Raw genomic sequence first — 24,831 nt, forward strand, 5'->3', positions numbered from 1 at the left:
CCCCGCCCCCCCCCCCCACACCCACACCCGCCCCCCCGCCCGCCCCCCCCGTGGGGGGCGCGGCCCATACCCCCCCCCCCCCCGCCGCCCGCGGCCCCCCCCACTACCTTGCACACATTCCGGGGAAAGCTCCCGCCGAGCATCGCTCGGCACTACCGGTTAGTTGGCGAACGCGGCAGACATCGTCGCCAGATCCGGCTTCAGGATCACGCCGCGTTCGGTGACGATCGCGTCGATCAGCTCACCCGGAGTCACGTCGAACACCGGATTCCAGGCGGCAATGCCTTCGGCCACGGTGCGTACGCCGCCCACGCCAAACAGTTCGCCCGGATCACGCTGCTCAATCTCGATCTCATCGCCATGGGCGGTGCCCATGTCCACGGTCGAAGACGGTGCGACCACCATGAACTTGACCCCATGATGGCGGGCCGCGATGGCAAGCTGATAGGTGCCAATCTTGTTGGCGGTATCACCATTGGCACAAATACGGTCGGCGCCGACGATCACCCACTGCACCGCGCCGGTTTTCATCAGGTGAGAAGCTGCCGAGTCAGCGATCAAGGTCGCGTCAATGCCATCCTGCTGCAGTTCCCACACGGTCAGGCGCGCGCCCTGCAACCACGGCCGGGTCTCACCGGCAAACACCTTCGCAATACGCTCCTGCGCCACACCAGCGCGGATCACGCCCAGTGCGGTACCGAAGCCGGCAGTGGCCAGCGAGCCGGTGTTGCAATGGGTCAGCACGCCACTACCCGGTGCAATCAACGCTGCGCCCAAGGCGCCCATGTGCCGATTGGCAGCCAGGTCCTCATCGGCGATTGCCTGCGCTTCAAGCGCGGCGACCAGCTTCCAGTCCGAACCGGCAGCGGCGATAGCGCGACGCATGCGTGCCAGCGCCCAAGCCAGGTTGACCGCGGTAGGACGCGAGGCATTGAGTCGGTCCAATGCCGACGCCAACACCTGCAATGCAGCAGCACCGTCATCGGCCTGCACCTCGCGCGCGGCCAACACCACGCCCCAGGCTGCGGCGATACCGATGGCGGGCGCACCGCGCACGGTCAAGGCATGGATTGCTTCTGCAACCGCATCGCTGTCATGGCAGAGCACGTGCTCGACGATGAACGGCAGTTTGCGCTGATCCAGCAGTTCCAGGGCCTCGCCGGTCCAGCGGATCGGGCGGATATGGTCGTAACGGGCGTAATCAATGGCGGGGGTATCGTTCATCCGCCTATTGTAGTCGGCGCTGCCCGGCGCGGATCAACAAGCCCTAATCAACCAGCCCGGCTCAATCCGCGGAAAATTCGCCGCGGCAGCCCTTGTCCACCCATATCCCATTGCGGTCCCAGCCCCAGCTGTCGCCTTCCCGGCAAGCAGCGTTGGACAGCTGCTCCACCAAGGTCACCCTGCGCATGACGCTGACACCACATTCGCGCCGCAGCTCGCCTTTTGATTCACAGGTAACCCTCCGCGGCGTATCAACAAAACCCGAGCCGTCTTCGGCCCCTACCTCGAACAGCCCCTGGCAGCCGCGACTGACCCAGATTTCCTTGCCGCTGTATCCCCAGCTGCGCCCTTCGCGACACGGCAGTACCGACTGCTGCCGAAGTAAACGCACTGGTGCACCGCGCAGCACCACTGGGCAAACCTCCGTGCGCCCCTTTGATTCACAGCGCACCACACGGCGCACCGAACGGGTAGCTGCCTGCGGACGCGCAAATTCTGCCCTGCAGCCCCGGCTTACCCAAACCGCATTGCCTTCGACGCCCCAACTGGTCTCACGGATGCAGTCACGCCTGGACAGCTGCCGCACCAGTTGCACGCCAGCACTGGTATCCATCGGGCAGAACGCCCGCAGCTGATCACCCGATTCGCAGCGCACCACCTGCCGGTCCGCCGCTGTTGGCGCAGATTCCCGGGCTGCCAGTACGCTCGGCGCCAGCAATAGCAGCAAGCCGCAGACCCGCTTCATCAGACACTCCCCTGTTCGGTCATGATGGGTTCCGATGATCACACACTGCCTGAGTCATTGTGAGCAAAGCATTATCATTGCCGCTGCCAGGCTGCAGCGCCATGATCCAGCGCAAACCAGCATCAGGCGTTGGCGAAATCAAACGCCAATACATCGCCGATACGCGGTGTACCAGCCAAGGCCATCAGCAATCGATCCACGCCAACCGCAACACCGGCGCAGGCAGGCAACGACGGCAATGCAGCAAGAAACGCTTCATCCAAGGGCGGCTGTTCAGCTCCGCGCGCCGCCCGAATCGCCAGATCACGCTCAAATCGCTGGCGTTGCTCAATTGCATCATTCAGCTCGTGGTAGCCGTTGGCCAGCTCAACCGAGCCCAGATAGAGCTCAAAGCGTTCAGCCAATGGCGGCGTGCCCGCTCGGATCCTGGCCAGCGCGGCTTGGCTGGCCGGCCAGTCATGAATCACGGTGATGGCATCGACTGCGAATTGCGATTGGATGCGATGGCTCATCAGCAGATCCAACCAGTCATCGCGAGTCAGGCCATCGGGCTGGATACCGACCTCGCCCAGACCCGCACGTAGCTGCGCCTCATCGGCCAGGAACGGATCCAGCGCCACCGCCTGGATGAACAGGTCGCGATAGCTGACGATGCGCACCGATGCTGGCGGACGCCGCACCATCGCCAACGCCTCCTGTACCAGCACAATGGTTTCATCGATCAGGCGATGATGATCCCAGCCCACCCGATACCACTCCAGCATGGTGAACTCGGGATTGTGCCGCCCGCCGGCCTCGCCGTTGCGGAACACCCGGCCCAGTTCATAGCAATCGCCTACACCGGCAGCCAGCAGACGCTTGAGCGGATACTCCGGTGAGGTACGCAGCCAACGCTGCGGCGAACCGGCATCGACATGCCCGCTGAAGCGGGTCTGGAAGCCCTCGATGTTCGGCTCGGTATTACCTGCGGCCGACATGATTGGCGTCTCCACTTCCAATACATCACGCTCGGCAAAAAAGCCGCGGATCAATGCATTCAAGCGTGCGCGCTGACGCAGGGCCACGATCACGAGTGCAAACGCCCGGAGTGCCCGTCCAGTGACAGGGTCAGGATGTCGCGCTCATCGTCGCGGTAGCCAGCCGACAGGTACAGCGCTTTGGCCTTGGCATTGTGGTGGTTCACCTCAAGCCGGATCACCGCTGCGCCCTGCCCTGCGGCCCAGTCGCGGGCCAGCGCCAAGGCCTGCCGGCCCCAACCACGACCACGAGCAGCCGGCCCCAGGTACAACTCATCCAGCAGAACGAAACGACCGCCCTGCTCGACGCTGAAGCACCAGCCAAGGGTGATGTATCCGACCACGCTGTCGCCATCCAGCAACAACAATGCCGCACCGCAGCTCGGTTGTTCCAGCAACGTCTGCAGCCCAGGCTCCACGCGTTCAGTGATATAGGGAATCTCGTCTTCCACGTAGAAGTCGCGAACCATCGCGATCAACTGCGGGAAGTCTTGCGGTTGCGCCAAACGCGCCTTGATCTCACTCATGCCTGTTCTCCGTGTTCGGCGAGGAAGGCAAGCAGACGCGCTTCGTCCCACACTTCCACACCGAGCTCATTTGCCTTGTCCAACTTGGAGCCGGCTTCAGTGCCGGCCACCACAAAACTGGTTTTCTTCGAGACGCTACCGGCAACCTTCGCCCCCAAGGCCTCCAGCTTGGCCTTGGCCTCGTCCCGGCCCATCTGCGTCAGCGTGCCGGTCAGCACCGCCGTCTTGCCATCGAGCACACCGGCGACCTGTTGCTGTTCGACAGGCGTGATCGCCAGCAAACGCTCCAGTGCTGCACCAGCGGCGCTGAACAGTTGTGCGTTGGCATCAATGTTCAGCCACGCAACCAGCGCATTGGCGGTTTCCGCCGGCAGGCCAGCGGTCATGAAGTTGTGCGCTTCCTCATCCAGGATAGCCGCCGTGGAACGGAACGCCTCGGCCAGCTGGCGCGCGCGCACCGGCGTGACCTTGGGAATCTCAAGGTCCGCCAACAAGGTGGCCAGATTCAGATCGGCGCGCAGCTTTGCATTGGGCGCGTGCGTATCGCTGATCTGCACGCCACGCTCCAACAATGCATCAATGGCCTGCTGGTTGCCCGGTTGTGCCATAAAGTGGCCAATCGAACGGGCCACTTCGCCACCGATGTCCGGTACGCGCTTGAACATCGGCCACGGCAGGTGACGGATCAACTCAAGATCGCCGAACCACGCCGACAAGGCCTTGGCGGTGCTTTCGCCCACATGCTCGATGCCCAGCGCAAACAGCAAGCGCTCCAACGTGGTGTTGCGACTGGCAGCAATCGCAGCGATCAGGTTATCGGCCCACTTGGTGGCGATCTTCTTGGTGTTCCATTGAAAGCTGGCCGGCACCGACAAGGCCTGTGCGCGCCAGGAAGCATCGCCCGCATCCAGCTTGAGGATGCGATTGAGCGTCTCTCCACTGCCTTCCGGCTGCAGATGCTGACCAAGCTGCGAGGCGAGTGCTTCCGGCGAATCGGAATCCAGCGCCAGCTTCAGCACCAGCAACTGGTCACGATTGAGTGCATACAGGTCAGCGACGCCGCGCACGATGCCGGCATCCACCAACACCTCGATGTATTTATCACCCAAGCCATCGATATCCATCGCCTTGCGCGAGGCGAAGTGGGCAATGGCCTCCTTGCGCTGCGCCGGGCAGCTCAGCTCGCCCGAGCAGCGCCACGCCGCTTCGCCTTCTTCGCGCACGATCTCCGAACCACACACCGGGCAGGCACGCGGCATCTGCCACGGCGTCGTGCCTTCGGGGCGGCGATCGACAATGACGCTGACCACTTCCGGGATCACATCGCCGGCACGGCGCACGATGACGGAGTCGCCGACGCGTACATCCAGACGCGCGATCTGGTCGGCGTTGTGCAGGGTGGCGTTGGTCACAACGACGCCAGCCACGTGCACTGGCTTCAGCCGTGCAACCGGCGTTGCCGCGCCAGTACGCCCGATCTGGATTTCGATGGCCTCGACCGTGGTGGTCTGTTCCTGGGCCGGGAATTTATGCGCGATCGCCCAACGCGGCGCGCGCGCGACGAAACCCATTTCCTGTTGGCCTTCGCGATCATCGAGCTTGTAGACCACGCCATCGATGTCATAGGCCAGGCTGTCGCGGCGCTCACCGATATCACGGTAATACGCCAGCAGACCTTCAGCGCCCCGTACCACCTTGCACAGGTCACTGACCGGGAAACCCCATTGCCCCAGCTGCGCCAAGGTTGCCGAATGCGTCTCGGGCAGCTCGCCGCCGGACACTTCACCGAGGCCATAGGCATAGAAACTCAGCGGCCGTTGCGCACTTATCTTCGGGTCAAGCTGGCGCAGCGAACCGGCCGCGCCATTGCGCGGATTGGCCAACACTTTGCCGCCATGCAGGCGCGCCTGCTCGTTGTAGCGTTCGAAATCGGCACGTGGCATGTAGACCTCGCCACGTACTTCCAGCACGTCAGGCCAACCCTGACCGTTCAACTGCTGCGGAATGACCTTGATCTGGCGCAGATTGGCACTGACGTCTTCGCCGGTTGCACCATCGCCACGGGTCGCGCCCTGCACGAACACGCCGTTCTCGTAGCGCAGGTTGATGGCCAGGCCATCGAGCTTGGGCTCTGCGGAGAAGAACAACTCGCGACGATGCAGGCGCTCATCGATGCGACGCACGAAGTCATGCACTTCGGCATCGGTGAAGGCGTTGCCCAGCGACAACATCGGCACGGCATGCACGACTTCCGGGAAACGCGATGACGGCTTGCCACCGACCTGATGGCTGGGCGAGTCGGCGCTGTCCAGTTCCGGATGCGCGGCTTCGAGCGCTTCCAGCTCGCGCATCAAGCGGTCGTATTCAACGTCCGGGATGATCTGCTCGTCGTGCTCGTGATAGGCGCGCGAGGCGTCGGCCAGCTGGCGGCGGAGTTCGCTGATGCGCTGGGTGGCGGCGGTGTTTTGATTCATGCGGCGATTTTACCTGCGCGGAGTGTTGGCGCGGGTGAGCTGGTATGCGAGGGCGCCTATGCTTACTGCGAACAGCACCCCTCCCCGGCCCTCCCCTGCGCTGCGCGCAAGGGAGGGGGCGAAGCTCTGCCCCCTCCCTTTCGCGTAGCGAAGGGGAGGGTTGGGGAGGGGTAGCTCTTGAGGTTTCACCAACGCGGCGACTTGGTCAGCGGCGGCGCCTGATGCTGGCGGTCATACGCACGCAAATCATCGCGGATATGCGCGATGCGCTGGCGGCCGAGGGCATTGCGGCTGTCATCCAGCACCACGCCATCCAGCAGTTCGCCCATGCGCTGCACGGTCGGCAGCATCTTTTCCCAGGCATCGAGCGCGGTCATCGGCGCCGGCAAGGTCAGGAAGAACGCAATGGCCGGGGTTTCCATCTCGCGGATGTTGGCCATGTCGAAACTGCCGGGCTTCATGATGCTGGCCATCGAGAAGATCGGGCCGCGCTCGGAATGCCCTTCCACCAGACGGTGGAACACATTCATGTAGCCGAAGACCAGGCCAGTCTTTTCCGCCGCCACCACGATGTCCTCGCCACGCAACACCTGCCCAGAACGGGCAGCCACGTACAACGAGACAATCTTGTCGAAATCCTGGGTAGGCCGCTTGCCGAGCTCACTCAGGTTGCCTTCGTCCACGTCAGGCAGGCCGAGCTCAGGCTGGCTTACGCCGTCGCCCGTTGCGCCGCCCTCGCCCACCTCGGCACCAGCAACGCCCTCGGCACCGCCCAGCACCGGCTCGCGCCGCGGCTGCTCACCACTGGCAGGTTCCTTGCGCTTGCCTTGGGCCAGGCGCTTTGGCCGGCTGAAAAAGAAAATGGCCGCTACCAGCAAAACGCCGGCAACCAGAATGCCGATACGCAACAGTGCCGTGTCAGACATGCGCTGCAGTCTCCGGATTAATCGTTCAGGTGGTTAAAGAATGGCACGTCAGGCCGCGCCCGCCAATCGGGCAGCCTCTTCCAGATCAACACTGACCAGTCGGCTGACACCCGGTTCACGCATGGTGACACCCGACAACTGGTGCGCCGCCTCCATCGTCGCCTTGTTGTGGCTGACGAACAGGAACTGCACCTTCTCGCTCATTTCCTTGACCATATTGGCCAGACGGCCGACGTTGGCCTCGTCCAGCGGCGCATCCACCTCGTCCAGCAGGCAGAACGGGGCCGGGTTGAGCTGGAAGATCGCAAATACCAGCGCCACCGCGGTCATCGCCTTCTCACCGCCGGACAGCAGCGAGATGTTGGACACGCGCTTGCCCGGCGGCCGCGCCATGATGGTCACGCCGGTGTCGAGCAGGTCTTCGCCGGTCAGCTCCAGGTAGGCATGGCCACCGCCGAACAGGCGCGGGTACAGCGCCTGCACGCCGGAATTGACCCGATCGAAGGTGTCCTTGAAGCGGCCGCGGGTTTCGCGGTCGATCTTGCGGATGGCGTCTTCCAGCGTTTCCAGCGCGGTATTTAGATCGACGTTCTGCGCCTCCAGATACTCCGAGCGCTGCGAGGCCTCGCCGTATTCGTGGATCGCAGCCAGATTGACCGGCTCCAGCCGACGCATGCGGCCGTCGATCTGGTGCACGGTCGATTCCCAATCCGACAGGCGCGCATCTTCGGGCAGCGTGTTGATCACGTCCTGCAGCACGAAGCCGGCCTTCTCCACCGCAGCCGACAGCTGCTCGGCGCTGAGCACCAAGGCCTGCTGATCGAGCTTGCGCTGCGAGATGCGCTCGCGCTGGGCGAGCGACTGCTCGTCGCGCTGGTGGCGGGTCTGCTCCAGGCCACGCAACTCATGATCGATACCGTCAAGCAAGGTACGCGCTTCGGCGAGCACGCGATCGACACGCACGCGCTCGGCCAATGCGTTCTGATGCTCGGCTTCCAGCGTATGAACCGGCGTATCGCCTTCGTCCAGCTGCGAGTGCAGTTCGCCAAGACGTGAATCCAGCTGACCGCGCTGGCTGCCCATGCGCTCCAGCGCATGGCTCAGCGAACTGATCTGGGTGCGCTGCGACTCCAGCGTCAAGGCCAGCGCATGCATGCTGTCGCGCACATTGCGTGCAGCATCACGCGCCTGATCGCGGGCATCGCTCATCTGCCTGCGCTCGCTTTCCAGCGCATGCCGGGTCGACTCCAGGTCGCCCATGCTGGACACGGCCTCATCCAGTCGCAGGCGCGCCTCGGTGGCCTGCTCACGGCTGACATCCAGCGTTTCCAGCAGCTGCGTCAGCTCGTCTTCGATACGTTCAATGCGCGTGCGCGTCGATTCCAACTTGCCCTGCTGGCTCTGCAGCTGTCCTGCCAACTCGGAGCCGGCGCGATGCGCTTGATACAACGAACGTTGCACGTCTTCGCGCTGCTGCTCGGCAGCCAACAATTGCTCACGCAGGCCAGCCAGCTGCTGCTCCAACGCAACTTCGCGTTCCTGCAGGGATTCGATCTGCTCGCGCAAGGTGACGATCTCGCGCTCGCGCAACAGCGCGCCCTGCTCGGCCGCGCCGGAACGCGACAAGCGTACCCAACCCTGCCCGAGACGTTCACCGCTGCGGGTGATCACCGATTCGCTGTCGGCAAGCGCGCGCTGCAACTGCTGCGCCTGCGCCAGGTCTTCAGCACCATGCAGATGCGCCAGCAGACGACGGATGGCCAGCGGCCCCTGCACTTTTGCCGCCAATGAGGTCGGCGCGAAGTCAGCCTTGCCGCCTGCATCAGCAACCAGTGCGATGCGCCCTTCGCCCAGCTCAGCCAGCGCATCAACCAAGGCTTCCGGTGCATCCACCAGCACGCCCTCGATCAGCTGACCGAGCGCGCTTTCAACGGCGTTTTCCCAACCACTTTCAACGGTGATGCGCTCGCCAACGCGCGCAGCCGAATCCAGCCCGCGTGCTTTAAGCCATGCTGCCGCCGCGCCCTGCTCCTGGCCGAGTGCGGCCTGCTGCAATGTTTCCAGCGAGGAAAGCCGGCCGCGCGAGGACTGCGCCTGCTTGCGAACGTCGGCCAGTTCCGACTGCCCGGTGCGCTGCTGCTCCTGCAGTGTCGCCACCGATTCCTTGCGCAGTTCGACCTGCTCGTTCAAGGTTTCCAGCGCGGTCTTCTGGGTTTCGTGTTCCAGCTGCAGCTGCTCGAAGGCGTCGGCCAGCGCATCCAGGTCCAGACCGGCGCGCTCTGCCTGCAATGCTTCGCGGCGGCGGTCGGCTTCGATGACTTGTTTGTCCAGGTAATCCACGCGGGTACGCTCGACCTCGCCGGAGCGGGTCGCTTCGGAGGTGTTGCGGTTATGCGCTTCCCAGCGTTGCTGCCAGTCAGCGAGCTTGGCCTCGGCCTCGCGTAGCGCTTCCTGGCGTATCTCGTTGTCTTCCTGCAACTGCTCCAGCTGCGGCTCGGCGTTCTCGACCGACTCACGCAAAACGATCAACTTGGCTTCGTCGCCGCTGATGTGCTGGCCAAGCTCGGACAGCGCCTGACGGGTTTCGTCGTGCGCCTTGTGCAGACGCTGCGCCAGTTCCCGCTGGTGGTGAATCTGCTGCTCAAGCCGGGCCAGGGTGCTGCCCACCTGGTACACATCGGCTTGTGCCTTGCTCAAGCTCTCGGCCGCCTCTTCGCGGCGCACGCGGCCGGTTTCGATGCGGCTTTCCGCTTCGCGCTGTTCGGCGATCAACTGCTGCAGCTTGGTTTCTTCGCGTGACAGCGCTTCGCGCAAGCCGCCTAGACGGCCATCGAGGCCGCGGTATTCCAGCGCCTTCCATTCCGCATCCTTGACCCGACGTTCTTCCTGCAGCGCCTGGTACTGCTCGGCCTGCCGCGCTTGGCGCTTGAGGTGTTCGAGCTGCTTGCCGATTTCTTCGCGCAGGTCGTTGAGCCGATCCAGATTCTCGCGGGTGTGACGGATTCGGGTTTCGGTTTCCTTGCGGCGCTCCTTGTACTTGGAGATGCCGGCGGCCTCTTCCAGATACACGCGCAGGTCTTCCGGGCGCGCCTCGATGATCTGGCTGATCATGCCCTGCTCGATGATCGAGTAGCTGCGCGGGCCAAGCCCGGTGCCAAGGAACAGATCGGTGATATCGCGGCGGCGGCACTTGGTGCCGTTCAAGTAATAGTTGCTGCTGCCATCACGGCTGACCGTGCGCTTGACCGAGATCTCGTTGAACGAGGCGTACTCACCGGAGATCGTGTGGTCGGAATTGTCGAAGATCAGCTCCACCGTCGCCTGCGACACCGGCTTGCGCCCTGCCGAGCCGGAGAAGATCACGTCGGTCAGCGAATCGCCGCGCAGGCGGCTGGCCGAGCTCTCGCCCATCACCCAGCGCACCGCATCGATGATGTTGGACTTGCCACAGCCATTGGGACCGACGACGCCGGTCATATTGGTCGGCAGGTGCAACGTCGTGGGATCGACGAACGACTTGAAACCGGAGAGCTTGATCGTGGATAGACGCATGGAATCGGGCTGTTGGCGGACATCGGCAGCAACTGCCGACACCCGGAATGAGGTTCCGGAGGTTCCCTTCCCGCACTCAAACTATTGATATTCCAAAGAATTCAATAGCCAAAGCACGGCACTGGCAACCGAGTATAGCTATACCCATGGCCGCCGGTGGCCAGACCGACCGGCCGGCCAAAAGAAACGGGCGCCTTGCGGCGCCCGTTCTTTACAACCGGTCCGGCAGAATCAAGCGTCGGATTCGACGATGACCTTGACGGTGGCTTCCACGTCGGCGTGCAGCTTGATGATGACGTCGAACTCGCCAACATTGCGGAAAGCGCCTTCGCCCATGATCACTTCGCTCTTGTTCAGCTCCAGGCCGGCAGCGGTGAAGGCTTCAGCGATATCACGCGGGCCAACCGAACCGTACAGCTTGCCTTCGGTCGAAGCGTGCGCAGCGATGGTGACGCTGGCGCCTTCGAACTTGGCAGCACGGGCTTCAGCACCGTTGTGCGAGGCCTGAGCCTTGGCTTCGTACTCAGCGCGCTTGGCTTCGAACTCGGCGATGTTGGTCGCGGTGGCCGGAACGGCCTTGCCCTGCGGCACGAGGAAGTTACGGCCGTAGCCCGGCTTCACGTCAACCAGGTCGCCCAGGCCGCCGAGGTTGGTCACTTTCTGGATAAGAATCAGCTTCATGGTGTAGCTCCGTTATTCGTTAGCGGCGCCTATGGCTCCGCAACGCTTGCTGTCCGAATAGGACGGTGGGTACGGAAAATCCGGCCAAGGCCGGATTTCCTGTCGAGAACCCGCAACGCGTGCAGGTTCTTCCGAAAACTCGGATTAGACGTCGTGGTTGTCCGTGTACGGGATCAGGGCCAGGAAACGGGCGCGCTTGACGGCCGTGGCCAGCTGGCGCTGGTACTTGGACTTGGTGCCGGTCACGCGGCTCGGAACGATCTTGCCGTTCTCGGTCAGGTACTGACGCAGGGTGTTGAGATCCTTGTAATCGATCTCTTTCACGCCTTCAGCGGTGAACTTGCAGAACTTACGACGGCGGAAGAACTTGGACATGAAAGTGCTCCTTATTCAGCAGAAGCGGCGTCGTCGCCGGCTTCGTCATTGTTGGAAGATGCACCTTCTTCGTCGTCACGACGACGGCGCTCGCCACGCTCGGGCTTGTCACCCTTCTCGTCCTTGCTCTTCATGATCAGCGACTGCTCGGTGTCAGCCTCGTCACGCTTGATGACCAGGTTGCGCAGCACGGCGTCGTTGAAGCGGAAGCTCTCGGTCAGTTCGTTCAGAACTGCCTGGTCGGCTTCGATGTTCAGCAGAACATAGTGAGCCTTCACCAGGTTCTGGATCGGGTAAGCCAGCTGACGACGGCCCCAATCTTCCAGACGGTGGATGGTGCCGTTGCCGGCTTCGACCAGCGCCTTGTAGCGCTCGATCATGGCGGGGACCTGTTCGCTCTGATCCGGGTGGACCAGGAACACGACTTCGTAATGACGACTCATGTTTTTATACCTTTCGGATATAGCCCTGACGGGCTGGACAGCCCCCCGCTGTGCTTTGCGGTGGGGCAAGGGATCCTGCACTGGGAGCGCAGGAAGCCGGGCATTATCCAATGGAAATGAACTGGAGGCAAGTTGCCCCGGCCAGTGCAACACAGCATCCGGCGGCGGAACGGGCCTCGGCCGCCACGGATGCTGCGTCGCAACAGTACACTATGTAACCGATTCCACGCCCTACCCTGGACCGCCCGACGTGAACTCCACGCTTTCTCTGGCAGCGCAGCTGTCGCCGCGCCAGCGCACTTTCATACTGATTGCGCTTTCCCTGGGCGGCTTTGCCATCGGCACCAGCGAGTTCGCCAGCATGGGACTGATGCTGGAAATCAGCCGCGGCCTGGCAATCACTGAAGCCCAGGTCGGTCACCTGATCAGCGCCTACGCCATCGGCGTGGTCGTCGGCGCTCCGCTATTGGCCTTTGCCGGCGCCAGCCTGCAGCGCCGCAGCCTGCTGCTATGGCTGATGGGCTTTTACGCCATCGGCAACCTCGCCAGCGCACTGGCCCCGAGCTACCACACGATGCTGCTGGCGCGCTTCGTCGCAGGCCTGCCGCATGGCGCCTATTTCGGTGTGGCCATGCTGGTTGCCGCTTCGATCAGCCCACCGGAACAGCGCGGCGCGGCCGTTTCCAAGGTGCTGCTGGGCCTGTCCATCGCCATCCTGCTCGGCAACCCGTTGACCACCTGGCTGGGCCAGCAATTCAACTGGCGCAGCGCCTTCGTGCTGGTCAGCCTGCTGGCCCTTGCCACGGTAACGATGGTTGCGCGGCAGCTGCCAGCCGATCCCAGCGAGATCCGCACCTCGCCGCTGCGCGAACTACGCGCCTTCAATACAACTCAGGTGTGGCTGGCGCTGGCCATCGGCGCGATCGGTTTTGCCGGCATGTTCTGTGTGTTCACCTATTTGGCACCGACCCTGGTCAACGTCACCGGCGTCAACGAGCGTTGGATGCCGGTAGCGGTCGGCCTGTTCGGCGTCGGCGCGATCATCGGCAATGTTGCTGGCGGCAAGCTGGTCGACCGGCTGCAGTTCCGCGCCGCCGGCGTGCTGCTGGCCTGGTCCATCGTCGTACTGATGCTGTTCCCGCTGGCCGCGAATTCGGCCTGGGCGATGGTGCCGGCGATCATCGCCGTGGGCACGATGGGCGCACTGGCCGTGGCCCTGCAGACCCGCCTGATGGACGCGGCTGGCGAGGCCCAGACCTTGGCCGCTGCGTCCAATCATGCTGCCTTCAATACCGCAAATGCGCTGGGCCCGTGGCTGGGCGGTATGGCAATCGGCGCGGGTTATGGCCACGCCTCCACCGGCTATGTAGGCGCGGCGACGGCGGCAGCAGGCTTGTTGCTGTGGGGTATTGCGGTGATGTTGCAGCGGCGCGCCAGCACCTCGATCCAGACCACCAACCCCTGCCTGGACAGCTGAACCGGCATTGACGGCACTTGTATTCAATAAGGAATAGTATTGAATACGGTCGCAACCGGAGATTCCCATGTCACGCGCAAGCACCACGACCATGACCGTTCGCCTCAGCGGACCTTTGAGTGACTTCGTGGCCGCCAATGTGGGTGAACACGGCGCTTACGAAAACGTCAGCGAATACATGCGCGATCTGATCCGGCGTGACAAAGAACGTACGGAGGCTGAAGCTTTTGAGCGACTCAAGGCAGAACTGACTCACGCCTTTGCCGCACCGGAGTCGTCGTACCAGCCGTTGACGGCAGCCGAGGTCATCGCCCGTAACCGGCGCTGAGCATTGGAACATGGCCCAGATCCGAATCCAGGAAGCCGCCTCCTACCGGCTTGACGAGATCTACCGTTACACACGGAACCACTGGGGCGAAGAACAGGCGGAGCGCTACATCAACGGATTGTTCGGGGCGCTGGATGGCGTTTCGTCACGGCTTACGCCATCACACCCCATTCCAGGCGAATTCGGCATTGATGGCTTCTTCTTTCGTTACGAGCAGCATGTCGTGTACTGGCGACGACTTTCCAACGGGGACATCGGTGTCGTCACCATCCTGCATGCGCGAATGCACCAGATCGACAGGTTCAGCGAAGATTTCGGAACCTAGCCGGTAATGCCGAGCCATGCTCGGCAGGGGCCTTATGCAGAATCCCGGGCAGCACCGGGAATGCTTCAGCCGAGCATGGCTCGGCTCTACAGGGGGAGCGCCCCGTGCGCCGGGCCTTCCCGGCCCGGACAACTGGCCTGCTTCGCGGCTTACGCCGCTCCTACAAAAGCCTAGTCACCGCTCTTCTCAGCGATGCATGTCGTCGGTGGTGAAGCTCTCGCCGCAGCCGCATTCAGCCGCTGCGTTGGGATTCTTGAAGGTGAACGTCTCGCTCAGACCCTGCTTGCCGAAGTCGATCTCGGTGCCATCCACCAGCGGCAGGCTCAGTGCGTCTACATAGATGCGCACGCCGTCCTGCTCGAACACGGTGTCACCCTCGCGCTCATCCTTGGCCAGGTCGGTGATGTGGCCCCAGCCCGAGCAACCGGTGCGGGTCACGCCAAAACGCAGGCCTAGCGCACCCGGGGTGCCGCTGACGAAGCGCTGCACGCGGGAATGGGCGATGGGGGTCAGATGAACAGCCATGATGGGGCGACTCCAGCAGAATTACGGTCCAATTATAGATGTGGGCGGCCGGCTGGACTGCAAGCGTGGATAAATGCTCGCCTGCCCGGGCGTTGAGCCGCTAAAATCTCGCATTCACAGATCGAGTCGATCAACAGAGGATTCAAGTCATGACGGTGGTCAGCGTTGCACACGCCCTTGCCGGGAAGTTCCCGGAAGGCGGAGAAGTCACAGTCCGCGGGTGGGTCCGCACGGTGCGCGGCTCGGCTGGACTGGCCTTCGTCAACGTCAGCGATGGCTCGGGCTTTGCCCCGATCCAGGTCGTGGCCACCGAAGCGCTGTCCAATTTCGAAGACATCAAGAAGCTGACCCCAAGCTGCTCGGTGATCGCCACCGGCACCCTGGTCAAGTCGCAGGGCAAGGGCCAGAGCTTCGAGATCCAGGCGCAGAGCCTTGAAATCGTCGGCTGGGTCGAAGACCCGCTGACCTACCCGATCCAGCCCAAGCCGATGTCGCCAGAGTTCCTGCGCGAAGTGGCGCACCTGCGCCCGCGTACCAACCTGTTCGGCGCGGTCACCCGTATCCGCGACTGCCTGTCCAAGGCCGTGCACCGGTACTTCCACGAGAACGGCTTCTACTGGATCAGCACGCCCATCGTCACCACCTCCGATGCCGAAGGTGCAGGCCAGATGTTCCGCGTCTCCACGCTGGACATGGCCAACCCGCCGCGCACCAGCGATGGCCAGATCGATTTCAGCCGTGACTTCTTCGGCAAGGAAACCTTCCTGACCGTGTCCGGCCAGCTCAACGTCGAGGCTTACTGCCTGGCACTGAGCAAGGTCTACACCTTCGGCCCGACCTTCCGCGCCGAGAACAGCCACACCACCCGCCACCTGGCCGAGTTCTGGATGGTGGAGCCGGAAATCGCCTTTGCCGACCTGGCCGAAAATGCGCGCGTGGCCGAAGAGTTCCTGAAGTACCTGTTCCGCGCGGTGCTCGATGAGCGCGCCGACGACATGGCCTTCATCGCTGAGCGCGTGCAGAAGGACGCCATCACCCGCCTGGAAGCCTTCGTCAACGCACCGTTCGAGCGCATCGAGTACACCGATGCGATCAGCCTGCTGCAGAAGTCCGGCAAGAAGTTCGACTACCCGGTCGAATGGGGCCTGGACCTGCAGACCGAGCACGAGCGCTGGTTGACCGAGGAGCACGTCGGTCGCCCGGTGGTGGTGACCAATTATCCGGAGCACTTCAAGGCCTTCTACATGCGCCTGAACGACGACGGCAAGACCGTCGCCGCGATGGACGTGCTGGCCCCGGGCATCGGCGAGATCATCGGCGGCAGCCAGCGCGAAGAGCGCTTGAACGTGCTTGACGCACGCATGGCGCAGTTCGGCCTGGATCCGGATCACTACCAGTGGTACCGCGATTTCCGTCGCTACGGCTCGGTGCCGCATGCCGGCTTCGGCCTGGGCTTCGAGCGTCTGGTGGTTTACGTCTGCGGCCTGTCCAACATCCGCGACGCGATCCCCTACCCGCGTGCACCGGGTTCGGCGGAGTACTGATTCATCTGATCCAGTAACAGGAGGCGGTGCCGTTGACCTTGTTCTTCGCTCTTTGCTTTGTCGGCGTGGCCATTGCCGGCCTCAGCGCCTTCCTGATTTTCTGGCCGTTGACGCTGGTCCATATCCGCGACCGGCATCCGGCGCTGGCCACCGAATTCGGTGCCGGCGCCTTTCTCAAACCAGAGTGCCTGCGCTGGCTGCTGGGCCGCGGCTTCACCGGCATCGCCGACCGCTCGCTGTCCGGCTTGGCCACACCCGCCCGCATCGCCCTGCTGGTGATGCTCGGCGGATTGGGCATGGCACTGCTGTTGTGGCTTTTTTCGCAGGTAATGAAATGACTGATTTCGAGAACACTCCCGACCAGTGGTGGCTGGCACAGCTCGGTGGCACCCTGATCTGGGCGCGCCTGCGGGTCCGTCCGGGCGGCACCGCCGAGATCCTGGACAGCGATGGCAACACGCTGAGCTACGACAGTGAAGACACTGCCCGTGCACAGCTGTTCGATGCCGAGTTCGTCGCCTTTGATGGCCTGGACGAAGAAGACGCGTTGCACCGTGGTTTCTCCCTGCACGAAGTGAGCCCACCGCAGGGCGACGACGACAGCTTGCGCGAGCGCATGGTGCAACTGCTCGGCACCCGGGTCTAAGCGGTCTTTCGTGTTCGCCCAGCGCGCCTTCGTCGAGACCGACCTGCTCTGGCTGGACCGCCTGCTGGTGCGCGACCCGTTCGTGACCCTGCTGACCACCGGCGACGATGGACTACCCGAACTGACCCGCGTGCCGGTGTTGTACCGGCGCGAAGGGCACAAGGTCGAACTGATCGGCCATTGGGCCAGGGCCAACAAACAGTCCCGCCAGTTCGGCCGCGCCAAGGTGTTGGTCAACGGCCCGCAGGGCTATGTCTCGGCCAGCTGGTACCCGGACAAGGAGAGCGCGGCGCGCGTCCCTACCTGGAACTACGCCGCCGCTGAGCTTGTCGGCGAACTGCACAGCTTCGATGACACGGCGGGCTTGGCACAGCTGCTATCGGACACCAGCAATTTCTTCGAGGCCAGGGTCGGCCAGGAATGGCAGTTCGATGCCAGCCTGGACGATCACGCCCCATCGTTGCGCGCCATCGTAGGCTTCCGCCTGGACGTGCAGCAGGTCCAGATCAAGCTGAAGCTGAGCCAGAACCACCCGCAGGCGAACCAGCTGGCGGTGATCGGGGCCTTGCAGGCCCTGGACACACCTGACGCCCACGAACTCGCGCAGTGGATGCAGTTGTATCGCAGTGAGCACGGCGACCAGCACGATGCCTGAGCCGCGCCCCGTTTCCCGCGACGCTGCCGTGCAAACGCGCAGCAGCGCCCTACCCCTCAAGATCGCAAGGGAAGCTTCACCATGAAAGACATCCATAACCTGCTGCAGAAGAACCGCGAATGGGCGGACCGGATCGAGAAGGAAGACCCCGAGTTTTTCCATCAGCTTTCCAAGCAGCAGAGCCCCGAGTACCTGTGGATCGGCTGTTCCGATTCGCGGGTACCGGCCAACCAGATCATCGGCATGGCGCCGGGCGAGATCTTCGTTCACCGCAACATCGCCAACGTGGTGGTGCATACCGACCTGAACTGCCTGAGCGTGATCCAGTACGCCGTGGACCAGCTCAAGATCAAACACATCCTGATCGTCGGCCACTACGGCTGCGGCGGCGTGCATGCGGCCTTGAACAAGGTGCGCGTCGGCCTTGCCGACAACTGGCTGCGCCATGTAGGCGACGTCGCCCAGAAACACGACGACATCCTGTCGCAGATCGACGACCCGGAGCTGCGCCACGCGCGCCTGTGCGAATTGAACGTGATCGAGCAGGTGGTCAACGCCTGCCGCTCGACCATCGTGCAGGACGCCTGGGCCCGCGGCCAGAAGCTGATGGTGCACGGCTGGGTCTACAGCCTGCGCGACGGCCGGGTCAGCGAGATGGGTATTGATGTGGGCTCGCCGGAGGAGCTGCAGCCGGCGTACGAGAAGGCATTGTCGTTCGTGCCGCGGAAGGGCAAAAGGCATTGAGCTTGAAAGCCCCTCTCCCTGCGGGAGAGGGGTTGGGGTGAGGGTCGGTCCGCGCTCAAGGCACAACCGACCCTCATCCGCCCTTCGGGCACCTTCTCCCGGGGGGAGAAGGAAGCAGTCACCACCCACATAGGCCCCGCATGCTCCCCCTACCCCTGAACCTGCTCGGCTGGATCGAAGAACACCGCCATCTCCTGAAGCCGCCAGTCGGCAACAAGATGATCGAAAACGGTGACTTCATCGTCATGGTGGTTGCCGGTCCGAACAGCCGCAATGACTACCACTGGGACGAGGGCCCGGAGTGGTTCTTCCAGCTTGAAGGCGAAATGGTGCTGCGCGTGCAGGAAGATGGTGCAGTGCGCGACATTCCGATCCGCGCCGGCGAGATATTCCTGCTGCCACCACGCGTACCGCATTCGCCGCAGCGCATGCCCGGTTCGATCGGCCTGGTGGTCGAGCGCAAGCGCCTGGACCATGAGCTCGATGGCTTCATGTGGTTCTGCCAGCAATGCAATCACAAGATCTACGAGGAGTTCTTCCACCTGAAGAACATCGAGACCGATCTGCCCAAGGTCTTCGACCGGTTCCATGCCTCGACCGAACACCGCACCTGCACACAATGCGGAGCCGTGCATCCACTACCCAGACCGGTCACACCCGAGGCCTGAGCGGCCGCGCGCGGTTACACTGCGGGTACATCCTCGACGTGTCCGCACCGATGAACGAAACGCTGTCACCTGCCCACGCCACCGCACTTGATGCCGCCGATCCGCTGCGCCACCTGCGCAGCCAGTTCCTGATTCCGCAGCACCAAGGTGCCGATCAAGCCTATTTCGTCGGCAACTCGCTGGGCCTGCAGCCACGCGGCGCGCAGGCGATGGTGCAGGAAGTGATGGATCAGTGGGGCCGCATCGCCGTCGAGGGCCACTTCACCGGTCCGACGCAATGGTTGAGCTATCACCGCCTGGTGCGCGATTCACTGGCCGGCGTGGTTGGCGCCCTGCCACACGAAGTGGTGGCAATGAACACGCTGAGCGTGAACCTGCACCTGATGATGGTCAGCTTCTACCGCCCCAGCAGCGAGCGCCCGGCAATCCTGATGGAAGCCGGCGCCTTTCCGACCGACCGCCACGCGGTCGAGGCACAGATCCGCTTCCATGGCTTCAATCCGGCCACCGACCTGATCGAAGTGCAGCCGGACGAAGCCAACGGCACCATCTCGATGCAGGCCATCGAACAGGCCATCAGCGAACACGGCAAGCGCGTCGCACTGGTGCTGTGGCCAGGCGTGCAGTACCGCACCGGCCAGGTATTCGACCTCGATGCGATCACCCGCCTCGCACGCGCACAAGGCGCCAACATCGGCTTCGATCTCGCCCACTCGGTCGGTAACGTGCCGTTGAACCTGCACGACGTCGCACCGGATTTCGCGGTGTGGTGCCACTACAAATACTTGAATGCCGGTCCGGGTGCGGTTGCTGGCGCCTTCGTGCACGAGCGCCACGCCAAGGACACCTCACTGCCGCGCTTCGCCGGCTGGTGGGGCCATGAGCAGGCCACCCGCTTCCAGATGGCACCTGAGTTCGTGCCCGAGCTGGGCGCCGAAGGCTGGCAACTGAGCAATCCGCCGGTGCTCGGACTGGCTCCACTGCGAGCATCGCTGGCGCTGTATGACGAGGCCGGCATGGACGCGCTGCGCACCAAATCGCTCAAGATCACCGGCTACCTGGAAACCATGGTGCGTGCGCGCCTGGATCATGTGCTGCAGATCATCACCCCTGCCGAAGCCGAACGCCGTGGCTGCCAGTTGTCGCTGCGCGTGGCTGGCGGTCGCGCGCAGGGCCGCTCGCTGTTCGAATACCTGCAATCGGTCGGCGTGCTCGGCGACTGGCGCGAGCCCGATGTCATCCGCATCTCGCCCACGCCCTTGTACAACCGCTACAGCGATGTCTACCGCTTCATCGACGAAGTGGAAACCTGGGCTGGCGTCTGACCAACGGAATACTGTGAATTGAATACCCCCACCCCACGCAGCCTCACCCTGATCGGCGCCGGCCTGGCCGGTTCCCTGCTTGCCATCCTGCTGTCGCGGCAGGGCTGGAGAATCACCGTCTACGAACGTCGCGGCGATCCGCGTATCGCTGACTACGAGTCCGGCCGCTCGATCAATCTGGCGCTGGCCGAACGTGGCCGCAATGCCTTGCGCCAGGCCGGCGTCGAAGACGAGGTGATGGCCAAGGCGGTGATGATGCGCGGCCGCATGGTGCACCCGCGCGAAGGCGAGCCTGATCTGCAGCGCTACGGTCGCGACGACAGCGAGGTGATCTGGTCGGTGCACCGCAAAGACCTCAACACCACCTTGCTGCAGCTGGCCGAGGAAGCGGGTGCAACCGTGCATTTCCACCGCCGTCTGCACACCGTGGACTTCGATGCCGGCTATGCACGCTTCATCGATGACCGCGACGACCAGCCACACGACATCCACTTCAACACGCCGTTGATCGGTGCCGATGGCGCTGGCTCGGCGCTGCGTGCAGCGATGAATCGCAAGCTGCCCTTGGGCGAGCGCATCGAATTCCTCGATCATTCCTACAAGGAACTGGAGATCCCACCGGCCGCCGACGGCAGCTTCCAGATCGAAGCCAACGCCCTGCACATCTGGCCGCGCGGCAACTACATGTGCATCGCCCTGCCCAACGACGAAGGCACCTTCACCGTCACCTTGTTCCTGCCCAATGAGGGCGAGCCCAGTTTCGCAACGGTGCGCAACGGTGCGGAAGCAGAAGCCCTGTTCCAGCGCGACTTCGCTGATGCGCTGCCGTTGATACCGGACCTGCGCGCCGACTGGGAACAGCATCCACCCGGCCTGCTCGGCACGCTGTACCTGGAACGCTGGCATCAGCGCGGCAAGGCGGTGCTGATCGGCGACGCTGCGCATGCAATGGTTCCGTTCCACGGCCAGGGCATGAACTGCGCGTTCGAAGACTGCGTGGTGCTGGCACGCTGTCTGGCCGAGCATCCGGGCACCGAAGAAGCCTTCGCCGCTTTTGAAGCCGAGCGCAAACCCAATGCCGCCGCCATCCAGCAGATGGCCCTGGACAACTATCTGGAGATGCGCGACCGCGTCGCGGACCCGGGCTACCTGCTGCAGCGCGAGCTGGAGCAGGCACTGCAGGCCCGCTGGCCCACCCGTTTCGTGCCGCATTACACGATGGTCACCTTCCTGCACACGCCGTATGCAGTCGCGCTTGAACGTACACGTCTGCAGCAGACCATCCTGGCCGACGCCACCGCCGGCCACGACTCGCTCGACAACATCGACTGGGCCGGGTTGGAGCAGGTAATCCATGATCGCCTGCCAGTACTGGAAGGAGCGCACTGATGGCCGAGAGCTTCCTGTTCTACGACCTGGAAACCTTCGGCCAGGACCCGCGTCGCACCCGCATCGCCCAGTTCGCGGCAGTGCGCACCGATGCCAACCTGAAAGTCATCGACGAACCAGTCAGTTTCTACGTCAAGCCGGCCGACGACCTGCTGCCCTCGCCGGTCGCTACCTTGATCACCGGCATTACCCCGCAGCATGCGTTGGCAGAAGGTGTCAGCGAGGCCGAGGCCTTCGCCCGCATCAACGAGTTGATGAGCAAGCCACAGACCTGCACGCTGGGTTACAACACCCTGCGCTTCGATGACGAGTTTGTGCGCTACGGCCTGTTCCGCAATTTCCATGATCCCTATGAGCGCGAGTGGCGCAGCGGCAATTCGCGCTGGGACCTGCTCGACATGTTGCGGTTGGTACACGCACTGCGCCCGGACGGCATCAACTGGCCCAAGCGCGAAGACGGCGCCACCTCGTTCAAACTCGAACACCTGGCGTTGGCCAATGACGTGCGCGAAGGCGATGCCCACGAGGCGCTGTCCGACGTTTACGCCACCATTGGCATGGCGCGGCGCTTCCGTGAGGCGCAGCCGCGCATGTGGGACTACGCGCTGCGTCTGCGCGACAAGCGCTACGTTGGCAGCCTGCTCGACGTGGTGGCGATGGAGCCGGTGCTGCACATATCGATGCGCTACCCGGCCAGCCGCCTGTGCGCTGCACCGGTGCTGCCGCTGGCCCGCCATCCGCATATCAACAACCGGGTGATCGTGTTTGATCTGGAAGGCGATATCGAGCCGCTGCTTGAGCTGTCGGTCGAAGAAATCACCGCGCGCCTGTATACGCGCGCCGCCGACCTGCCCGAAGGCCAACAGCGCATTCCGCTGAAAGAGGTTCACCTCAACAAGGTGCCAGCGCTGGTCGCCTGGAATCATCTGCGCGAGGCCGACTTCGAGCGTCTGGCCATTGATCCGGCGGTGATCGAAGCCAAGGCCGAGAAGCTGCGCGCGCTTGCACCACAGTTGGCCGAGAAGGCCCGTCAAGTGTTCGCGCGTGAGCGCGTAAATGACGGTCCGATCGACGCCGATGCTTCGTTGTACGACGGCTTCCTGGCCGAAGGTGACAAGGGCCTGCTCAGCAAGGTGCGCACTGCACCGCCGGAAGCATTGGCCGAGCTGGAACAGCGCTTCCGCGACCCACGCCTGCCCGAGCTGCTGTTCCGCTACCGCGCCCGCAACCATCCGCAGACGCTCGACGCCACCGCACGCTCACGCTGGGATGCGTATCGTCAGCAGCGCTTCACCACCCCCGGCCTGGCCGAGCAGACCTTGCCGGAATACATCGCGCAGATCGCCGAATTGCGCGAAGAACACAAGGACAACCCGGACTCACTGGCCTTGCTGGATGCATTGGACCAGTGGCGCCATACCCTGCAGGACACACCATGACCCAGTATTTCAGCGATGCCAGCTTCAAGTTCCTGAAAGCGCTGGCACGCCACAACGACAAGAGCTGGTTTGCCGAGCACAAGCAGCAGTACGAAGACCATGTACGCCAGCCCTTCCTGCGCCTGATCACCGATCTGCAGCCGGATTTGAGCGAGGTCAGCACGCATTTCCAGGCCGATCCGCGCACCGTCGGCGGCTCGCTGTTCCGCATCTACCGTGATTCGCGCTTCTCCCACGACAAGGCGCCGTACAAGACCTGGCAGGGTGCGCGCCTGTTCCATGAGCGCCGCAAGCAGGTGCCGGCGCCGTCGTATTACATCCATCTGGCACCGGGCGAGAGCTTTGTCGGCGCTGGCATCTGGCACCCGGAACCGGACGTACAGCGCCGCCTGCGTCAGTTCATCCTCGACAACCCCGGCAGCTGGAAGGCGGCTGCGCATGCGCCGGCCACGCGCAAGCGCTACGAGTTCGAAAGCAGCGAAAAGCTGGTGCGGCCACCGCGCGGCTTCCCGGCCGATTTCGAGTTCATCGACGACCTCAAGCACCGCAACTGGGTGCTATGGCGCTCGCTGGACGACGAGACGATGACCGGCCCGCGCCTGCGCCAGACCCTGGCCAAGGACCTGGCCGCACTCGGTCCGTTCGTCGACTACCTGTGCGCCGCCCTGGACCTGGAGTTCTGATTAGCGCGGGCTTCACGCAAACCAACCTGGTTTGCGGCACGCTTGGCGGCAACCTTCGACAGGAAGCCGCCATGACCAGCATCCACCTGCAAGTCTGGATCGATGCCCCGCTGGCCACCGTCTACAGCGGCCTGGCCAGCGCCGAAGGACTGAGCCACTGGTGGATACCGCACCAGCAATCGCTCATCGACGGCGACACGGTGATCAGCCACAACCCTGGCTCCGGCCATGGCGTGGTCGCGCTGAAGGTGCTGGAGATCATTCCCGAGCGCTGCATCCGCTGGGAGGTGATCAGCCGCCACCCGCCGCAAAGCCCGGCCTCGGCTTGGACTGGCACCGAGATCCGCTTCGACCTGTCACGCCGGGCCAGCCCCGGCGCCTGGCGCGGTCTTCCGCATGAAGGCGAGCCGATGACCGTGCTGGAGTTCCATCACCTGGGCTGGAACGGCGACAGCGAGTACCTGGGCTTCTGTAGCCAGGCCTGGGCCGAAACCCTGGTGATGCTGCGCCGTTGGGCCGAAGCCAGCATCCCCGCACATCCCTGATCTCGAGGACAGCAACGCAATGAAGAAGTGGATACTCGCCACCGTCATCGCCATCGCCGTGCTGCTGGCCGCCTACGTGATCGGCGGCCCCTATCTGGCGATCCGCGGCATCAGCCAGGCCATCGAACAGCGTGACACCGGCAAGCTGGCGCGACACGTCGACTTCGGCGCGGTGCGGGTCAACATCAAAGCGCAGATCAACGATTACATCGTGCGCCGCGCCGGCAGCGACATGCAGTCGAGTCTATTCGGCCAGGTCGCCCTGGGCATGGCCGGCAATCTAACCGGAGCCGGCGTCGATACCTTCGTCACCCCGCTGGGTATTGCCGCCCTGCTGCAGGGCGACAGCCTGTGGAAGCGGGCCATCGGCGATACCGTCGGCGGCGATACCTGGGCGCCGCCCTCGCCGGCCAAGCCGCTGGCCAATACCACCGGCCATTACGAATCACTGTCGCGCTACACCGCCACCACCCACCTGGAAGATGGCCGCGAAGTCGTGTTCGTACTCAGTCGCCAGGGGCTGCGCTGGCGACTGACCAATATCCTGCTGCCACTGGGACAGGCGCCGGGCTGAC

General features: G+C 63.7%; 26 protein-coding genes. 15 read left to right on the forward strand and 11 right to left on the reverse strand.

Translation table 11 applies throughout. The features are described from left to right. Positions 1-159 precede the first annotated feature (159 nt). The 10 genes from mtnA to rpsF all read right to left on the reverse strand — a co-directional run bounded on the left by mtnA (position 160) and on the right by rpsF (position 11,963). Positions 160-1,224, reverse strand: coding sequence for an S-methyl-5-thioribose-1-phosphate isomerase (mtnA, locus tag ACVOLL_RS18015; protein WP_481514136.1), 1,065 nt, complete (start codon positions 1,222-1,224; stop codon positions 160-162). A gap of 61 nt (positions 1,225-1,285) precedes the next feature. Continuing rightward, positions 1,286-1,969, reverse strand: coding sequence for a DUF3011 domain-containing protein (locus ACVOLL_RS18020; protein WP_481514137.1), 684 nt, complete (start codon positions 1,967-1,969; stop codon positions 1,286-1,288). A 122-nt stretch (positions 1,970-2,091) separates the two neighbouring features. Next, a complete protein-coding gene (gene epmA / locus ACVOLL_RS18025) occupies positions 2,092-3,039 on the reverse strand; it encodes an EF-P lysine aminoacylase EpmA (RefSeq protein WP_481514138.1) in 948 nt (315 codons plus the stop codon). Continuing rightward, on the reverse strand, positions 3,036-3,512 hold the full coding sequence (locus ACVOLL_RS18030; protein WP_481514139.1) for an N-acetyltransferase family protein: 477 nt from the start codon (positions 3,510-3,512) through the stop codon (positions 3,036-3,038). Before ACVOLL_RS18030 ends, epmA begins: the two co-directional genes overlap by 4 nt. Continuing rightward, positions 3,509-5,986: an NAD-dependent DNA ligase LigA gene (gene ligA, locus ACVOLL_RS18035; RefSeq protein ID WP_481514140.1), complete on the reverse strand. Its 2,478-nt coding sequence runs from the start codon at positions 5,984-5,986 to the stop codon at positions 3,509-3,511. The genes ACVOLL_RS18030 and ligA overlap by 4 nt, the downstream gene beginning before the upstream one ends. A 185-nt stretch (positions 5,987-6,171) precedes the next feature. Beyond that, positions 6,172-6,912, reverse strand: coding sequence for a cell division protein ZipA (gene zipA, locus ACVOLL_RS18040; protein ID WP_481514141.1), 741 nt, complete (start codon positions 6,910-6,912; stop codon positions 6,172-6,174). A gap of 48 nt (positions 6,913-6,960) precedes the next feature. After that, on the reverse strand, positions 6,961-10,464 hold the full coding sequence (gene smc, locus ACVOLL_RS18045; protein ID WP_481514142.1) for a chromosome segregation protein SMC: 3,504 nt from the start codon (positions 10,462-10,464) through the stop codon (positions 6,961-6,963). A gap of 231 nt (positions 10,465-10,695) precedes the next feature. Beyond that, positions 10,696-11,145 (reverse strand): 50S ribosomal protein L9, encoded by a 450-nt coding sequence (rplI, locus tag ACVOLL_RS18050; RefSeq protein WP_481514143.1) that lies wholly within the window; start codon positions 11,143-11,145, stop codon positions 10,696-10,698. Between the two features lie 144 nt (positions 11,146-11,289). Further along, positions 11,290-11,520, reverse strand: a complete 231-nt coding sequence (gene rpsR, locus ACVOLL_RS18055; protein ID WP_002804494.1) for a 30S ribosomal protein S18 — start codon at positions 11,518-11,520, stop codon at positions 11,290-11,292. A gap of 11 nt (positions 11,521-11,531) precedes the next feature. Beyond that, on the reverse strand, positions 11,532-11,963 hold the full coding sequence (gene rpsF / locus ACVOLL_RS18060; protein ID WP_282266085.1) for a 30S ribosomal protein S6: 432 nt from the start codon (positions 11,961-11,963) through the stop codon (positions 11,532-11,534). A 250-nt stretch (positions 11,964-12,213) separates the two neighbouring features. Between rpsF and ACVOLL_RS18065 the strand changes: the two genes are divergently transcribed. The 3 genes from ACVOLL_RS18065 (at position 12,214) to ACVOLL_RS18075 (ending at position 14,093) form a co-directional block, all read left to right on the forward strand. Then, positions 12,214-13,440 carry an MFS transporter gene (locus ACVOLL_RS18065; RefSeq protein ID WP_481514144.1) on the forward strand — a complete coding sequence of 409 codons (1,227 nt, stop codon included), beginning with the start codon at positions 12,214-12,216 and terminating at the stop codon, positions 13,438-13,440. Positions 13,441-13,507: 67 nt separating this feature from the next. Continuing rightward, the gene (locus tag ACVOLL_RS18070; RefSeq protein WP_481514145.1) at positions 13,508-13,768 is read left to right on the forward strand and encodes a ribbon-helix-helix domain-containing protein; all 261 of its coding nucleotides are present in this window, start codon (positions 13,508-13,510) and stop codon (positions 13,766-13,768) included. A 10-nt stretch (positions 13,769-13,778) separates the two neighbouring features. Then, positions 13,779-14,093: a type II toxin-antitoxin system RelE/ParE family toxin gene (locus tag ACVOLL_RS18075; protein ID WP_481514146.1), complete on the forward strand. Its 315-nt coding sequence runs from the start codon at positions 13,779-13,781 to the stop codon at positions 14,091-14,093. Positions 14,094-14,279: 186 nt separating this feature from the next. Here the strand turns inward: ACVOLL_RS18075 and ACVOLL_RS18080 are convergent, their stop codons facing one another. Continuing rightward, complete coding sequence (locus ACVOLL_RS18080) at positions 14,280-14,618, reverse strand: HesB/IscA family protein (RefSeq protein ID WP_481514147.1); 339 nt, start codon at positions 14,616-14,618, stop codon at positions 14,280-14,282. 149 nt (positions 14,619-14,767) lie between these two features. Here ACVOLL_RS18080 and asnS point away from each other — a divergent pair, with 149 nt between their 5' ends. From asnS to ACVOLL_RS18140, 12 genes are all read left to right on the forward strand, one after another. After that, the gene (asnS, locus tag ACVOLL_RS18085) at positions 14,768-16,162 is read left to right on the forward strand and encodes an asparagine--tRNA ligase (protein WP_481514148.1); all 1,395 of its coding nucleotides are present in this window, start codon (positions 14,768-14,770) and stop codon (positions 16,160-16,162) included. Between the two features lie 32 nt (positions 16,163-16,194). After that, a complete protein-coding gene (locus tag ACVOLL_RS18090; protein WP_282266093.1) occupies positions 16,195-16,500 on the forward strand; it encodes a hypothetical protein in 306 nt (101 codons plus the stop codon). Next, positions 16,497-16,808, forward strand: a complete 312-nt coding sequence (locus tag ACVOLL_RS18095) for a hypothetical protein (RefSeq protein WP_481510035.1) — start codon at positions 16,497-16,499, stop codon at positions 16,806-16,808. The genes ACVOLL_RS18090 and ACVOLL_RS18095 overlap by 4 nt, the downstream gene beginning before the upstream one ends. A 10-nt stretch (positions 16,809-16,818) precedes the next feature. Then, on the forward strand, positions 16,819-17,463 hold the full coding sequence (locus ACVOLL_RS18100) for an FMN-binding negative transcriptional regulator (RefSeq protein WP_481514149.1): 645 nt from the start codon (positions 16,819-16,821) through the stop codon (positions 17,461-17,463). Positions 17,464-17,544: 81 nt separating this feature from the next. Continuing rightward, positions 17,545-18,207, forward strand: coding sequence for a carbonate dehydratase (gene can / locus ACVOLL_RS18105; RefSeq protein ID WP_282266099.1), 663 nt, complete (start codon positions 17,545-17,547; stop codon positions 18,205-18,207). 140 nt (positions 18,208-18,347) lie between these two features. Further along, entirely contained in the window at positions 18,348-18,875 is a 528-nt protein-coding gene (locus tag ACVOLL_RS18110; protein WP_296246135.1) for a 3-hydroxyanthranilate 3,4-dioxygenase, read from the forward strand. 50 nt (positions 18,876-18,925) lie between these two features. Next, positions 18,926-20,200 (forward strand): kynureninase, encoded by a 1,275-nt coding sequence (kynU, locus tag ACVOLL_RS18115; RefSeq protein WP_481514150.1) that lies wholly within the window; start codon positions 18,926-18,928, stop codon positions 20,198-20,200. Positions 20,201-20,218: 18 nt separating this feature from the next. Beyond that, complete coding sequence (locus ACVOLL_RS18120) at positions 20,219-21,589, forward strand: FAD-dependent oxidoreductase (RefSeq protein ID WP_481514151.1); 1,371 nt, start codon at positions 20,219-20,221, stop codon at positions 21,587-21,589. After that, on the forward strand, positions 21,589-23,028 hold the full coding sequence (gene sbcB / locus ACVOLL_RS18125) for an exodeoxyribonuclease I (RefSeq protein WP_481514152.1): 1,440 nt from the start codon (positions 21,589-21,591) through the stop codon (positions 23,026-23,028). The genes ACVOLL_RS18120 and sbcB overlap by 1 nt, the downstream gene beginning before the upstream one ends. After that, entirely contained in the window at positions 23,025-23,711 is a 687-nt protein-coding gene (locus ACVOLL_RS18130) for a DUF2461 domain-containing protein (RefSeq protein ID WP_481514153.1), read from the forward strand. The genes sbcB and ACVOLL_RS18130 overlap by 4 nt, the downstream gene beginning before the upstream one ends. A 71-nt stretch (positions 23,712-23,782) precedes the next feature. After that, positions 23,783-24,256 (forward strand): SRPBCC family protein, encoded by a 474-nt coding sequence (locus ACVOLL_RS18135; protein ID WP_481514154.1) that lies wholly within the window; start codon positions 23,783-23,785, stop codon positions 24,254-24,256. 19 nt (positions 24,257-24,275) lie between these two features. Beyond that, positions 24,276-24,830 carry a DUF2939 domain-containing protein gene (locus ACVOLL_RS18140; protein WP_481514155.1) on the forward strand — a complete coding sequence of 185 codons (555 nt, stop codon included), beginning with the start codon at positions 24,276-24,278 and terminating at the stop codon, positions 24,828-24,830. Position 24,831 lies beyond the last annotated feature (1 nt).

It is taken from the genome of Stenotrophomonas sp. STEN035, assembly GCF_056759935.1.

Excerpts from the sequence above, each read along its gene's own strand:
- mtnA (WP_481514136.1), bottom strand. The coding sequence starts at position 1,224 with ATGAACGATACCCCCGCCATTGATTACGCCCGTTACGACCATATCCGC.
- ACVOLL_RS18020 (WP_481514137.1), bottom strand. The coding sequence starts at position 1,969 with ATGAAGCGGGTCTGCGGCTTGCTGCTATTGCTGGCGCCGAGCGTACTG.
- ACVOLL_RS18030 (WP_481514139.1), bottom strand. The coding sequence starts at position 3,512 with ATGAGTGAGATCAAGGCGCGTTTGGCGCAACCGCAAGACTTCCCGCAG.
- ligA (WP_481514140.1), bottom strand. The coding sequence starts at position 5,986 with ATGAATCAAAACACCGCCGCCACCCAGCGCATCAGCGAACTCCGCCGC.
- zipA (WP_481514141.1), bottom strand. The coding sequence starts at position 6,912 with ATGTCTGACACGGCACTGTTGCGTATCGGCATTCTGGTTGCCGGCGTT.
- smc (WP_481514142.1), bottom strand. The coding sequence starts at position 10,464 with ATGCGTCTATCCACGATCAAGCTCTCCGGTTTCAAGTCGTTCGTCGAT.
- rplI (WP_481514143.1), bottom strand. The coding sequence starts at position 11,145 with ATGAAGCTGATTCTTATCCAGAAAGTGACCAACCTCGGCGGCCTGGGC.
- rpsR (WP_002804494.1), bottom strand. The coding sequence starts at position 11,520 with ATGTCCAAGTTCTTCCGCCGTCGTAAGTTCTGCAAGTTCACCGCTGAA.
- rpsF (WP_282266085.1), bottom strand. The coding sequence starts at position 11,963 with ATGAGTCGTCATTACGAAGTCGTGTTCCTGGTCCACCCGGATCAGAGC.
- ACVOLL_RS18070 (WP_481514145.1), top strand. The coding sequence starts at position 13,508 with ATGTCACGCGCAAGCACCACGACCATGACCGTTCGCCTCAGCGGACCT.
- ACVOLL_RS18075 (WP_481514146.1), top strand. The coding sequence starts at position 13,779 with ATGGCCCAGATCCGAATCCAGGAAGCCGCCTCCTACCGGCTTGACGAG.
- ACVOLL_RS18080 (WP_481514147.1), bottom strand. The coding sequence starts at position 14,618 with ATGGCTGTTCATCTGACCCCCATCGCCCATTCCCGCGTGCAGCGCTTC.
- asnS (WP_481514148.1), top strand. The coding sequence starts at position 14,768 with ATGACGGTGGTCAGCGTTGCACACGCCCTTGCCGGGAAGTTCCCGGAA.
- ACVOLL_RS18095 (WP_481510035.1), top strand. The coding sequence starts at position 16,497 with ATGACTGATTTCGAGAACACTCCCGACCAGTGGTGGCTGGCACAGCTC.
- can (WP_282266099.1), top strand. The coding sequence starts at position 17,545 with ATGAAAGACATCCATAACCTGCTGCAGAAGAACCGCGAATGGGCGGAC.
- ACVOLL_RS18110 (WP_296246135.1), top strand. The coding sequence starts at position 18,348 with ATGCTCCCCCTACCCCTGAACCTGCTCGGCTGGATCGAAGAACACCGC.
- kynU (WP_481514150.1), top strand. The coding sequence starts at position 18,926 with ATGAACGAAACGCTGTCACCTGCCCACGCCACCGCACTTGATGCCGCC.
- sbcB (WP_481514152.1), top strand. The coding sequence starts at position 21,589 with ATGGCCGAGAGCTTCCTGTTCTACGACCTGGAAACCTTCGGCCAGGAC.
- ACVOLL_RS18130 (WP_481514153.1), top strand. The coding sequence starts at position 23,025 with ATGACCCAGTATTTCAGCGATGCCAGCTTCAAGTTCCTGAAAGCGCTG.
- ACVOLL_RS18135 (WP_481514154.1), top strand. The coding sequence starts at position 23,783 with ATGACCAGCATCCACCTGCAAGTCTGGATCGATGCCCCGCTGGCCACC.
- ACVOLL_RS18140 (WP_481514155.1), top strand. The coding sequence starts at position 24,276 with ATGAAGAAGTGGATACTCGCCACCGTCATCGCCATCGCCGTGCTGCTG.